The organism is Pseudomonas sp. S3_A03 (assembly GCF_054668275.1).
Genome location: NZ_CP162753.1, coordinates 5,743,264 through 5,756,491 on the forward strand (window position 1 = coordinate 5,743,264; position 13,228 = coordinate 5,756,491).

At 54.4% G+C, this 13,228-nt stretch carries 12 protein-coding genes; all 12 read left to right on the forward strand.

The features are described 5' to 3' along the window. The first annotated feature begins 15 nt into the window (after positions 1 to 15). The 12 genes from serC to AB4O25_RS26545 all read left to right on the forward strand — a co-directional run bounded on the left by serC (position 16) and on the right by AB4O25_RS26545 (position 13,227). Entirely contained in the window at positions 16 to 1,101 is a 1,086-nt protein-coding gene (serC, locus tag AB4O25_RS26490; protein ID WP_460150163.1) for a 3-phosphoserine/phosphohydroxythreonine transaminase, read from the forward strand. Further along, positions 1,101 to 2,195 carry a prephenate dehydratase gene (gene pheA / locus AB4O25_RS26495; RefSeq protein ID WP_003172650.1) on the forward strand — a complete coding sequence of 365 codons (1,095 nt, stop codon included), beginning with the start codon at positions 1,101 to 1,103 and terminating at the stop codon, positions 2,193 to 2,195. The genes serC and pheA overlap by 1 nt, the downstream gene beginning before the upstream one ends. A gap of 9 nt (positions 2,196 to 2,204) precedes the next feature. Further along, on the forward strand, positions 2,205 to 3,317 hold the full coding sequence (gene hisC / locus AB4O25_RS26500; RefSeq protein WP_017526599.1) for a histidinol-phosphate transaminase: 1,113 nt from the start codon (positions 2,205 to 2,207) through the stop codon (positions 3,315 to 3,317). 28 nt (positions 3,318 to 3,345) lie between these two features. After that, positions 3,346 to 5,556: a bifunctional prephenate dehydrogenase/3-phosphoshikimate 1-carboxyvinyltransferase gene (locus AB4O25_RS26505; protein ID WP_116079482.1), complete on the forward strand. Its 2,211-nt coding sequence runs from the start codon at positions 3,346 to 3,348 to the stop codon at positions 5,554 to 5,556. Next, a complete protein-coding gene (gene cmk, locus AB4O25_RS26510) occupies positions 5,553 to 6,242 on the forward strand; it encodes a (d)CMP kinase (RefSeq protein ID WP_003172653.1) in 690 nt (229 codons plus the stop codon). The genes AB4O25_RS26505 and cmk overlap by 4 nt, the downstream gene beginning before the upstream one ends. A gap of 120 nt (positions 6,243 to 6,362) precedes the next feature. Further along, the gene (rpsA, locus tag AB4O25_RS26515) at positions 6,363 to 8,048 is read left to right on the forward strand and encodes a 30S ribosomal protein S1 (protein WP_016975322.1); all 1,686 of its coding nucleotides are present in this window, start codon (positions 6,363 to 6,365) and stop codon (positions 8,046 to 8,048) included. Between the two features lie 162 nt (positions 8,049 to 8,210). Continuing rightward, complete coding sequence (locus AB4O25_RS26520) at positions 8,211 to 8,495, forward strand: hypothetical protein (protein WP_017526597.1); 285 nt, start codon at positions 8,211 to 8,213, stop codon at positions 8,493 to 8,495. Positions 8,496 to 8,626: 131 nt separating this feature from the next. Then, positions 8,627 to 8,923, forward strand: coding sequence for an integration host factor subunit beta (gene ihfB, locus AB4O25_RS26525; protein ID WP_003218804.1), 297 nt, complete (start codon positions 8,627 to 8,629; stop codon positions 8,921 to 8,923). Between the two features lie 24 nt (positions 8,924 to 8,947). Next, positions 8,948 to 9,193 (forward strand): lipopolysaccharide assembly protein LapA domain-containing protein, encoded by a 246-nt coding sequence (locus AB4O25_RS26530; RefSeq protein ID WP_017526596.1) that lies wholly within the window; start codon positions 8,948 to 8,950, stop codon positions 9,191 to 9,193. Positions 9,194 to 9,690: 497 nt separating this feature from the next. Then, positions 9,691 to 10,836 carry a dTDP-4-amino-4,6-dideoxygalactose transaminase gene (gene rffA, locus AB4O25_RS26535; protein WP_135196712.1) on the forward strand — a complete coding sequence of 382 codons (1,146 nt, stop codon included), beginning with the start codon at positions 9,691 to 9,693 and terminating at the stop codon, positions 10,834 to 10,836. Next, positions 10,820 to 12,100, forward strand: coding sequence for an O-antigen translocase (locus tag AB4O25_RS26540; protein WP_135196692.1), 1,281 nt, complete (start codon positions 10,820 to 10,822; stop codon positions 12,098 to 12,100). The genes rffA and AB4O25_RS26540 overlap by 17 nt, the downstream gene beginning before the upstream one ends. Then, a complete protein-coding gene (locus AB4O25_RS26545) occupies positions 12,100 to 13,227 on the forward strand; it encodes an EpsG family protein (RefSeq protein WP_460089587.1) in 1,128 nt (375 codons plus the stop codon). Before AB4O25_RS26540 ends, AB4O25_RS26545 begins: the two co-directional genes overlap by 1 nt. Position 13,228: the final 1 nt, after the last annotated feature.

Here is a 13,228-nt window from a genome sequence, read left to right on the forward strand (position 1 = left end):
AGAGTGAGATTGGATGTGAGCAAGAGAGCCTATAACTTCTGTGCCGGTCCCGCGGCGCTTCCTGAAGCAGTCCTGCAGCGTGCGCAGGGTGAACTCCTCGACTGGCATGGAAAAGGCCTCTCCGTGATGGAAATGAGCCATCGCAGCGATGAGTTCGTGTCCATTGCCACCAAGGCCGAGCAGGATCTGCGCGACTTGCTGGGCATCCCATCGAACTACAAAGTGCTGTTCCTGCAAGGCGGCGCCAGCCAGCAGTTCGCGCAAATCCCGCTGAATCTGTTGCCGGAAGGCGGCACCGCCGACTATATCGATACCGGTATCTGGGGCCAGAAGGCCATCGAAGAAGCGTCGCGCTACGGGCATGTCAACGTGGCAGGCACCGCCAAGCCCTACGACTACTTCGCCATTCCCGGTCAGAACGAGTGGAAGCTATCGAAGGACGCGGCCTACGTGCACTACGTTGCGAACGAAACCATCGGTGGCCTGGAGTTCGACTGGGTGCCGCAAGTGGGGGACGTGCCGCTGGTGTGCGACATGTCCTCGGACATCCTTTCGCGCCCGATCGACGTCTCCAAGTACGGCATGATCTATGCCGGCGCGCAGAAGAACATCGGCCCTAGCGGCATCCTGGTCAATATCATCCGCGAAGACCTGCTGGGCCGCGCGCGCTCGCTGTGCCCGACCATGCTCAACTACAAGGTCGCGGCCGATAACGGCTCGATGTACAACACGCCGCCGGCGTTCGCCTGGTACCTGTCGGGCCTGGTGTTCGAATGGCTCAAGGAGCAGGGCGGCGTGGCGGCCATGGGCAAGCTCAACGAAGAGAAAAAGCGCGTCCTGTACGACTTTATCGACGCCAGCGGCCTGTACAGCAACCCGATCAACCTCACCGACCGCTCATGGATGAACGTACCGTTCCGCCTGGCGGACGACCGCCTGGACAAGCCGTTCCTGGCCGGCGCCGACGAGCGCGGCCTGCTGAACCTCAAGGGCCACCGCTCGGTGGGCGGCATGCGTGCCTCCATCTATAACGCCGTCGACATTCACGCGATCAACGCGCTGGTTGCCTACATGGCAGAGTTCGAAAAGGAACACGGCTAATGTCTGAACAAGAGCTCAAGGCCCTGCGCGTGCGCATTGACAGCCTGGACGAGAAAGTCCTGGAACTGATCAGTGAGCGCGCGCGCTGCGCCCAGGAAGTGGCGCGGGTGAAGATGGCGTCCCTGGCGGAAGGTGAGGTGCCGGTGTTCTACCGTCCCGAGCGTGAAGCCCAGGTACTCAAGCGGGTGATGGAGCGCAACAAGGGGCCGTTGGGCAACGAAGAAATGGCGCGGTTGTTCCGTGAAATCATGTCTTCGTGCCTGGCCCTGGAACAGCCGCTCAAGGTCGCCTACCTCGGGCCCGAGGGCACATTCACCCAGGCGGCGGCCATGAAGCACTTTGGCCACGCGGTGATCAGCAAGCCGATGGCAGCCATCGACGAAGTGTTCCGTGAAGTGGCGGCCGGCGCGGTGAATTTTGGCGTAGTGCCGGTGGAAAACTCCACCGAAGGCGCGGTCAACCACACGCTGGACAGCTTCCTCGAGCACGACATGGTGATCTGTGGCGAAGTCGAGTTGCGTATCCACCATCACTTGTTGGTGGGGGAGAACACCAAGACCGACAGCATCAGTCGTATCTATTCCCATGCCCAATCCCTGGCTCAGTGCCGCAAGTGGCTGGACGCCCATTATCCGAATGTCGAGCGGGTGGCGGTGTCCAGCAATGCCGAAGCGGCCAAGCGGGTCAAGGGTGAGTGGAATTCGGCGGCGATCGCCGGTGATATGGCGGCGGGCCTTTACGGGCTGACGCGCCTGGCCGAGAAAATCGAGGACCGCCCGGACAACTCCACGCGTTTCCTGATGATCGGCAGCCAGGAAGTGCCGCCGACCGGCGATGACAAGACGTCGATCATTGTCTCCATGAGCAACAAGCCCGGCGCGTTGCATGAGTTGCTGGTGCCATTCCACGACAACGGGATTGACCTGACACGCATCGAGACGCGGCCTTCGCGCAGCGGTAAATGGACCTACGTGTTCTTTATTGATTTCATCGGCCATCACCGCGACCCGCTGGTCAAGGGCGTGCTGGAGAAAATAAGTCAGGAAGCCGTGGCGCTCAAGGTGCTCGGTTCTTACCCGAAAGCGGTTTTGTGAGGCGTTAACATGAGTGGCAACTTCCTCGCCCTGGCTCAGCCGGGCGTGCAACAACTGTCGCCTTACGTACCGGGCAAGCCTGTGGACGAGCTGGCGCGTGAGTTGAACCTGGATCCTTCAAAGATCGTCAAGCTAGCCAGCAATGAGAACCCGCTCGGCCCGAGCCCCAAAGTGTTGGTGGCGATTCGTGAAGAGCTGGCCGAGCTGACCCGCTACCCGGACGGCAATGGTTTTGCTCTTAAATCGCTGCTGGCGCAAAAGTGTCGTGTCGAGCTGAACCAGGTGACCCTGGGTAATGGCTCCAACGACATCCTCGAGCTGGTCGGCCGTGCCTACCTGGCGCCGGGCCTGAATGCGGTGTTCAGCGAGCACGCGTTTGCGGTTTATCCGATCGTCACCCAGGCCGTTGGCGCTCAAGCCCGCGTGATTCCTGCCAAAGACTGGGGCCACGATCTGCCCGCGATGCTGGCGGCCATCGATGCCCAGACGCGCGTAGTGTTTATCGCCAACCCGAACAACCCGACCGGTACCTGGTTTGATGCAGCGGCGCTGAATGAATTCCTGCAAGACGTGCCGGAGCATGTGCTGGTGGTGCTGGATGAGGCCTACATCGAGTACGCCGAAGGCAGCGACCTGCCGGATGGGCTGGACTTCCTGGCGGCCTACCCGAACCTGCTGGTGTCGCGCACCTTCTCCAAGGCCTATGGCCTGGCGTCGTTGCGCGTTGGTTATGGTTTGTCCACGGCGGTGGTGGCTGATGTGCTGAACCGCGTGCGCCAACCGTTCAACGTCAACAGCCTGGCCCTGACGGCGGCGTGTGCGGCGTTGAAAGATGCCGAGTACCTGGCAGAAGGTCGACGCATTAATGAAAGCGGCATGTTGCAGTTGCAGGATGGCTTCCGTGATTTGGGCCTGGGCTGGATTCCGTCCAAGGGCAACTTCATTTGCGTCGACCTCGGCCAGGTGGCGGCCCCGGTGTTCCAGGGGCTGTTGCGTGAAGGCGTGATCGTGCGTCCGGTGGCCAACTACGGTATGCCGAACCACCTGCGCATCACCATCGGTTTGCCGGCTGAAAACAGCCGCTTCCTGGAGGCGCTGGCCAAGGTTCTGGCTCGTGGTTGATGTCACTGCATTGCAACCTGTTGTGCCTATGATCGGTCGCCTGGTGGTGGTCGGCCTGGGGTTGATCGGCGGCTCCTTCGCCAAAGGCCTACGCGAAAGCGGGCTATGCGGCGAAGTGGTCGGTGTGGACCTGGACCCGCAATCGCGCAAGCTGGCCGTTGAGTTGGGGGTGGTGGATCGGTGTGAGGCCGACCTGGCGTTCGCATGCCAGGGCGCCGACGTGATCCAGCTCGCCGTGCCGATCCTGGCCATGGAAAAACTGTTGGCGTTGCTGGCCGGCATGGAGTTGGGCGGCGCGATTCTCACGGATGTCGGCAGTGCCAAGGGCAATGTGGTGCGCGCCGCGCAACTGGCCTTTGGCGGCATGCCTGCGCGCTTTGTGCCGGGCCATCCGATTGCAGGCTCCGAGCAGAGCGGGGTGGAGGCGTCCAATGCGCAGTTGTTCCGTCGGCATAAAGTGATCCTCACGCCGTTGGCGCAAACCGATCCGGCCGCGTTGGCGGTGGTAGATCGTCTCTGGCGTGAGCTGGGAGCGGATGTCGAGCATATGCAGGTCGAGCGTCATGACGAGGTCTTGGCTGCGACCAGCCATCTGCCGCATTTGCTGGCGTTCGGCCTGGTGGATTCTTTGGCCAAGCGCAACGAGAACCTGGATATTTTCCGTTACGCCGCCGGTGGCTTTCGCGACTTTACGCGGATTGCCGGCAGTGATCCGGTGATGTGGCACGACATCTTCCTCGCCAATCGCGAAGCGGTGTTGCGCACTCTGGACACTTTTCGCAGTGACCTCGACGCTTTGCGCGACGCGGTCGATGCGGGGGACGGCCATCAATTATTGGGCGTGTTTACGCGTGCACGAGTGGCGCGAGAGCACTTCAGCAAGATCCTGGCGCGCCGGGCCTATATGGAAACAGCTGTGAATGCCGATGAGCTGACCTTCATCGCCAACCCGGGCGGTCGCTTGAGCGGGCGTATCCGCGTGCCGGGCGACAAGTCGATCTCCCATCGGTCGATCATGCTGGGTTCGTTGGCTGAAGGCGTGACCGAAGTCGAAGGTTTCCTTGAAGGTGAAGATGCCTTGGCCACCTTGCAGGCGTTTCGCGACATGGGGGTGGTCATCGAGGGCCCGCACCATGGGCGCGTGACCATTCATGGCGTGGGTTTGCATGGTTTGAAGGCTGCACCGGGGCCGATTTATCTGGGGAACTCCGGTACGTCCATGCGCTTGTTGGCCGGGTTGCTGGCGGCGCAAAGTTTCGACAGCGTGTTGACGGGCGACGCGTCGCTGTCCAAGCGCCCGATGAATCGCGTGGCCAAGCCCTTGCGGGAAATGGGGGCGTTGATCGAGACAGGCCCGCAAGGATGTCCGCCGCTGACCATCCGTGGTGGGCAATCGTTGAAAGGCATGAATTATGCGCTGCCGATGGCCAGTGCTCAGGTCAAGTCCTGTCTGTTGCTTGCCGGGTTGTACGCCAAAGGCGTCACCGCGGTGACGGAGCCTGCGCCGACCCGCGACCATACTGAGCGCATGTTGCGCGGGTTTGGTTATCCGGTGGCAGTGCAGGGCGCTACCGTATCGCTGGAATCGGGCCATGTACTGACAGCGACCCACATTGAAGTGCCGGGGGATATTTCTTCAGCGGCGTTCTTCCTGGTGGCCGCTTCGATTGCCGAAGGCTCCGAGTTGTTGCTGGAGCACGTGGGAATCAATCCGACCCGAACCGGTGTGATCGATATTCTGCGGTTGATGGGCGCCGATATCACCCTGGAAAACCCACGCGAAGTGGGTGGCGAGCCGGTTGCTGACCTGCGTGTACGTGCGGCTGCGCTGAAGGGTATCGAGATTCCTCAAGCGCTGGTGCCGTTGGCTATCGATGAGTTTCCAGTGCTGTTTGTGGCGGCGGCCTGCGCTGAGGGCCGGACCGTTTTGCGTGGCGCTGAAGAGTTGCGTGTGAAGGAGTCCGACCGAATCCAGGTGATGGCCGACGGTCTGCTGGCGCTGGGGGTGAAGTGTGAACCGACCCCTGATGGGATTATCATTGACGGCGGCCCGATAGGCGGCGGTGATGTACACGCCCACGGCGATCACCGCATTGCCATGGCGTTCAGCGTCGCTTCCCTGCGGGCAACGGCGCCGATTCGTATCCATGACTGCGCCAATGTTGCTACGTCTTTTCCGAACTTTCTTACACTGTGTGCCCATGTCGGCATGCGTGTTGCCCAAGAGGCTCAATTGTGAATATCAAAGCTCCGGTGATTACCATCGACGGGCCAAGCGGCTCGGGCAAAGGCACGATCGCCGGCATCCTGGCCAAGCGCCTGGGCTGGTGCCTGCTGGATTCCGGCGCGCTCTATCGCCTGCTGGCATTTGCCGCACGTAATCATGGCGTCGACCTGACCAACGAAGAGTCTCTGAAGCTACTGGCGGCGCACCTTGATGTGCAGTTCGTTGGGGCGACGGAAGGCCATCCCCAGCGCATCATCCTCGAAGGTGATGATGTGACCGATGATCTGCGCAACGAGCAGGTCGGCTCCTGGGCGTCCCAGGTTGCCGCGCTGCCGGCGGTGCGTGATGCGCTGCTGCAGCGTCAGCGGGCTTTTCAGGAACCTCCGGGCCTGGTGGCCGACGGTCGCGACATGGGCACGGTGGTATTTCCCGAGGCGCCGCTGAAGATTTTCCTGACAGCCAGCGCCGAGGAACGGGCTCGCCGCCGCTACTTGCAGTTGAAGGGCAAAGTCGATGGTGTTAGTCTGTCGAGTCTGCTAGATGAGATCCGTGCACGCGATGAGCGTGATACCCAGCGCGCAGTAGCCCCGCTAAAGCCGGCGGCTGATGCCATCCAGCTGGATTCCACGGAGCTGTCCATCGAGCAGGTGCTGGAACGCATCTTGAGCGAAATCGCCATTCGCGATATCGCCGGGTGATCAAGAAGGCCGCAGGGGACCAGTCATAGTCCTGCGGTGGCTTCTTTTAACTGAAACTGACCCACACCGTCTGGGGTGTGGAGATGGGCGTATTCTTCGCCCTTATCAACAGGAATTAAAATGAGCGAAAGCTTTGCGGAACTCTTTGAAGAAAGCCTAAAAACCCTGAACCTTCAGGCAGGCTCCATCATCACCGGTGTTATCGTTGATATCGATTACCAAGCTCGCTGGGTAACCGTTCACGCTGGTCTGAAGTCTGAAGCTCTGATCCCGCTGGAACAGTTCTACAACGATGCTGGCGATCTGACAATCAATGTCGGTGACGAAGTTCACGTTGCTCTGGACTCGGTTGAAGACGGTTTCGGTGAAACCAAGCTGTCCCGTGAAAAAGCCAAGCGCGCTGAATGCTGGATTGTTCTCGAAGCAGCCTTCGCAGCTGAAGAAGTGGTCAAGGGCGTTATCAACGGTAAGGTTAAAGGCGGCTTCACTGTCGACGTTAACGGCATCCGTGCGTTCCTGCCAGGTTCTTTGGTCGATGTTCGTCCAGTGCGCGACACCACGCACCTGGAAGGCAAGGAACTCGAATTCAAGGTCATCAAACTCGACCAGAAGCGCAACAACGTTGTCGTTTCCCGTCGCAGCGTCCTGGAAGCAGAAAACTCCGCCGAGCGTGAAGCTCTGCTGGAATCCCTGCAGGAAGGCCAACAAGTCAAAGGTATCGTCAAGAACCTCACCGATTACGGCGCATTCGTCGATCTGGGTGGCGTCGATGGCCTGCTGCACATTACCGACATGGCTTGGAAGCGTATCAAGCATCCTTCCGAAATCGTCAACGTTGGCGACGAGATCGATGTCAAGGTTCTGAAATACGATCGCGAACGCAACCGTGTTTCCCTGGGCCTGAAGCAACTGGGTGAAGATCCATGGGTTGCTATCAAAGCCCGTTATCCAGAAAGCACTCGCGTTACCGCGCGTGTAACCAACCTGACCGACTACGGCTGCTTCGCTGAGCTGGAAGAAGGCGTGGAAGGCCTGGTACACGTTTCCGAAATGGACTGGACCAACAAGAACATCCACCCTTCGAAAGTCGTACAAGTCGGCGACGAAGTGGAAGTTATGGTTCTGGACATCGACGAAGAGCGTCGTCGTATCTCCCTGGGCATCAAGCAGTGCAAATCTAACCCATGGGAAGATTTCTCTGGCCAGTTCAACAAGGGCGATAAAATCTCCGGCACCATCAAGTCGATCACCGATTTCGGTATCTTCATTGGTCTGGACGGCGGCATCGACGGCCTGGTTCACCTGTCCGACATCTCCTGGAACGAAGTTGGCGAAGAAGCTGTTCGTCGTTTCAAGAAGGGCGACGAGCTGGACACCGTTATCCTGTCGGTTGACCCAGAGCGCGAGCGCATCTCCCTGGGCATCAAGCAACTGGAAAGCGATCCGTTCTCCGAGTACGTTCAAGAGAACGACAAGGGCGCCATCGTTAAAGGCACTGTGAAAGAAGTTGACGCTAAAGGCGCCATCATCGTTCTGGCCGACGATATCGAAGCGACTCTGAAAGCCTCCGAAATCAGCCGTGACCGCGTTGAAGATGCGCGCAACGTTCTGAAAGAAGGTCAGGAAGTAGAAGCCAAGATCATCAGCGTTGACCGCAAGAGCCGCGTAATCCAGCTCTCCATCAAGTCCAAAGACGAAGTGGAAGAGAAAGAAGCAATCCAGAGCCTGAAATCGGCTCCGGAAGCTGCACAAGGCGAGACCACTATGGCCTCCCTGCTGCGCGAAGCTATGGCTAAGCAGAACTAAGTTCTGTAAGGCTGTAAAAAGGGCGACTTCGGTCGCCCTTTTTTGTGCCTGCAATTTGTTGAATCAACAAGCGAGAACCAAGGCATTTAGCTCGGGGTCAGAACTGACTATAGTCTTGGTAAAAGCGTTGCCCGTTTTGTTGTTGTTTTAATAAGGATTTCAATGAACAAGCTTATCGTAATATTCGCAGTGGTAATGCTTGCAGGCTGCTCAGTCACCAGCGCCAAAACTCACGCTAGGCGCGGCGTCAGCGGCATAGAGGTCGACTGCTCCGGTCTTGGCAACGGCTGGGATAAGTGCGAGAGGCGCGCCGCTCGTGAATGCAAGATGCAGGGCTATAAGGTCATCACTCGATCCAGCGACGCCAAGGATGAGGAGGGCGACTACCTGTTCGGCTGGAACCCCGCCGGCGCGGTTACTCGCAAGATGCTCGTCATATGCAATTGAGAGGTTTTGTGTTCTATTCAGGTGTTTATTTAACCAGCAGATAAGTTTATGCATGGGCTGTTCAAATTCATCAAGTCATGCTAAAACCTTCGAAGCGCTTTTCCTAGCTGCTTGAAAAAGAAGGGAAAAATATGACGAAGTCGGAGTTGATCGAACGAATTGTCACCCATCAAGGGCTGCTCTCATCCAAGGATGTGGAGTTGGCTATTAAGACCATGCTTGAGCAAATGTCCCAGTGCCTGGCTACCGGGGATCGGATTGAGATCCGTGGATTTGGGAGTTTTTCGCTGCACTATCGTGCGCCACGGGTAGGGCGCAATCCTAAGACTGGGCAATCGGTAAGTCTGGATGGGAAATTTGTGCCTCATTTCAAGCCGGGGAAGGAACTGCGGGATCGGGTGAATGAAGATGAGGAAGAAGGCGTCTGAGTGGCTTTAGGGTGGGAGTAAGTCATGCGTGGGATTAAACGTGTTTTTCTGATGTTGGTAGTGCTAGCTGTTGCACTGATGGTTGCAGCTTTTGTGTTGGAGAACCAACAAGGCGTCTCTCTTTCGTTCCTGGGGTGGGCCACCATGCAACTGCCAGTGGCCGTTTATGTCGTCGCTGCGCTAATCGTCGGGTTGTTGATAGGTCCCTTTTTTTGCGTATTGGCAGCCAGTGTCCGCCGTAATAAGCGAGCGTCGGCTGCGCGCGGATAAAGTTCCTCCTCGCGACCGCTTCTCCCTATGGGTTGTGTAGGGGGCTATTTTCCTTCCGGGTAATCGTCAAGTGAGGCCCGCATTATTTGGAGGGGCTCTACTGAAAGCGCGCCCTTCCTCTTGCTCAGTCGAGTTAATCGATACCTTGAGCTTAGGATTTTCTTCATAAAAATCAGTCAGTTGCGGATAGATTGCCTAGGGTTGGCGTTATAAAAGCGCCACGTCAAGGTTCAAAGCGCACCGGTTATCGGGTAAAATGCAGCCCATCAACGATAGCTGGCGTCTTGCGTTTTCAGTGCTAGTAGTTAGGCGGGATTCGGCCGGCGATCTGCTACTGTGAATACCCTCATATCTGTGTGAAAACTCCTCCAGTTTTGTGTTCGAACAAATGCCGAGGCAGCAATTAATCGGCTCGCGATCAATTCTATTTGCGGGTCTTGTCTTTAAGCAATATTTGGCTTAAGCCCAGTAAGCAAAAGAATTTTACGGTGAGCGCGATGCAGATTCCATTTAATAAACCACCCTATACGGGTAACGAAGATCAATATGTAATACGTGCCATGCGCAGTGCCAAGATGTCTGGTGACGGTGAGTTTACCATTGGTTGTCAGCGTTGGTTTGAGAAAACATTCTCTTGTGAAAAAGCGTTATTGACACCTTCGTGCACTCAAGCGCTCGAAATGGCTGCTATCTTGATAGATATACAGCCGGGTGACGAAGTCATCATGCCAAGCTATACCTTTGTAAGTACTGCTAACGCATTTGTACTTCGAGGCGCGAAGATTGTTTTTGTAGATATTCGGCCAGACACAATGAATATTGATGAAACGCTTATCGAAGCGGCGATCACTACAAAAACTAAGGCGATTGTGCCCGTTCATTATGCCGGTGTTGCCTGTGACATGGATGTGATCATGGATATTGCGCAGCGACATGACTTGTTTGTCGTGGAAGATGCTGCTCAGGGCATGATGTCGACTTATAAAGGGCGTTGGCTAGGGACCATCGGGCATTTGGCTGCTTATAGTTTTCATGAAACAAAAAACTACACCAGTGGCGGTGAAGGTGGTTTGTTGTTAATCAATGATAAGCGCTTTATTGGTCGCGCCGAAATCATTAGGGAAAAGGGTACTAATCGCAGCCAGTTCTTTAGAGGTATGATTGATAAATATACATGGGTTGATATTGGTAGTAGTTATTTGCCGGGGGAATTGCAGGCCGCTTATTTATTTGGGCAATTAGAATACGCGACGCTCATTAATGATTCTAGACTCAGTATTTGGCAGCACTACCGTACGGCCTTCGCAGAGTTGGCGGCGACGGGACTGATTGAAGTTCCGACCATTCCAAATGGCTGTGTGGCCAATGCGCATATGTTTTATATCAAAGTAAAAGATATCGCTGCACGCGGGGCAGTTCTCAGCCATTTGAAGGATGCCAGCGTGGGGGCGGTTTTTCATTATGTTCCACTTCACAGCGCGCCTGCAGGTGTTTTGCTCGGTCGATTCAACGGTGAAGACCGTTTTACTACCAGGGAAAGCGAGCGTCTTATTCGTTTGCCTGTCTGGCATGGTATGACAGAGGCTGAGATCCAGCATGTTATCAATTCCGTGATAGGTGCAGTTAATGCCCTCGGCCGGTAAGTTGGATGGCTCAAACCGAGGTATGCTGATCGGCGCTTTTTTTACAAGCGCTGCTCAAGCGTCAAAGATATTGGTTGGCTTCTGTTTACTAAAATTAATCGCTGTGTACATGGGGGCGGATGGCCTCGGCAAGCTGGGTCATTTCATGAGCTTGGTATCTATCGCTGTGTTGCTGGCAGGGGGCGGTATAAGCCACGGCGTAATCAAGTACGTCGCGGAGTTTAAAGAAAGTCATTTTAAAATGTACAAATTGTTCTCGACGTCAATATTCTACGCCTTGGGTTTTTGCCTTGTGGCGTTTGTTTTTCTGCTTGTTTTTTCAGAAAAAATTTCGACGCTAATATTCGGGCGGCGTGAAGACTTCTGGATTGTTATAGTGCTGGCCTTTGCTCAATTTGTATTTGCGTTCAATATTTTGTTCTCCGGTTTTTTTAACGGTCTAGGGAAACTGAAGGTAAACGCCAGCGTTCAGGTTATTTCCAATATTCTTGTGCTCCCCATAATCTGGTGGTTAATTTCTGCATGGGGTGTGTCTGGTGCAGCGATGGCAATGGTGTCATTGTTTACCATGCCCGCGCTCATTTCTTTGTTTTTTCTGAGGAGGATGTCGATTTTCAGAATGGTCAAGTGGCAGAAGTTTGATATAACACTTGGCAGGAATTTTTCCCGATTCGGATTGATGCTGCTTGTCAGCGCCTTAATGTTTCCAGTGGTCGAAATAATCATCAGGGAATCGCTAATAACGCAGGTGGGCTATGCCCAGGCGGGAATTTGGCAAGGGAGTATCAAGCTCTCGAGCGCGTATATTGGTTTTTTCAGCGTTTTTTTAGCATCATATTACATGCCGCTGGTGTCATCGACTCAAGATAAAGCAGCGGTTAAAGCCCAGGTAGTGAAATTTCTTCTATTGGTAATGGCGGCTTTCTTAGCTGGCGGTAGTGTTCTTTATTTTGGGCGTAGTTTTTTTATCCCAGCATTATTATCTTCCGAATTTCATGAATTGGAAGGCTATATAATTTATCAGTTGATTGGCGATTTTTTTAAAGTCTCTGCTTATGTTGTTGGTTTCGTCGCGGTGGCGAAGGCGGCAACGAAACTATATATCTTGGCTGAAGTGCTGCAGGCGCTACTTTTTATCGGCTTGACATTTACTGTAGGGCGCGAAGTGGGTGGGGTGCACGGTGTCATGTATGCTTACATGCTAGCATATATCATATACTTTATGATTTCGATGGCCGGTTTTATTTATTGGGCACGTAACTGATGGGCATGCAGTTTTTTCTCCCGCTGTATCTCGTATTCGGATTTCTGGTCATCGTCGCCGCGTGGGACATACTGGGTGAACAGAAACTGCCGCAAGCGGTTGTTTCTGCTCTGATGGGGGTGCCGCTTTTCCTATTGGCAACCTTCAGGGTGGCCGGTGTGGGCAATGACGATCTTGCTTACCTGACAATGCTGCATGAAATTCCTTCAATTTTGGAATGCAGCAATATTTATTGTGATTACAGCTATACAACATTTAATATCGAATTCGGTTTCTTTATGCTTCTCTCAACGCTCGCGGCGTTAGCGAGAAACTCTTATATTTTATTTGGGGTCAGTTCACTGGCGGCGATAAGTTTCAATGTCAGGAGTATTCGGTATTTCTCTCCTTACTTTGCCTTGGGTATGCTGATTTACTTTACGCATTTTTATCTTGCGAAGGACTTGAACGCGATACGTCTGGGGATAGCCTCTGGCATAGTATTTTTAGCCGCGACGTATCTTCATAAAAAACAATATATGCTGTTGGCGTTTTATCTTGCGCTGGCGATGACTGTACACGTGTCGTCGGCTTTTTTTATAGTTCCTGTCGTGTTGTATATGCTCAGGCCAACACGCGTGATGTATCTGTTGCTCACGGTAGTTCTTGTTTTGATGACATCCTTTGTTGACTCGAAATGGTTGTTGCGGCAAATGGCGTTCATCAGTTTTATCAGTGAAAAAATTGACTCATATCTAACCACTGAAAAGTACGGCTACGCATTGCCACTTTTTGATATGGTCAATATTAAGAATTTACTTCTGATTATAGCTGGGTGGGTGTGGTGGAAAAAGCTGGAGGTAAGCTATCCCACTTTCAATCTCGTTTTTTGCGTTTTTTATTGCGCGACGTTCTTGCGAATTGTCTTGGGCGACTTTGCAATTCTTGCAGGTCGCGGGTACGCGAGTATATCAATGTTTGAATATATACTGTTGCCTATGATTGCAGTGCATCTTTTTGGCAAGAGAAATGGCTTCTTGATTGTCGCTGTCTACGCCCTCGGTGCACTTTATTTGAATCTGAGCAGCAATTTAAGGTGGACGGGCGGTTCTGAAATTTTTTTGATTTTTTATAATTTTTCTCGGTGAG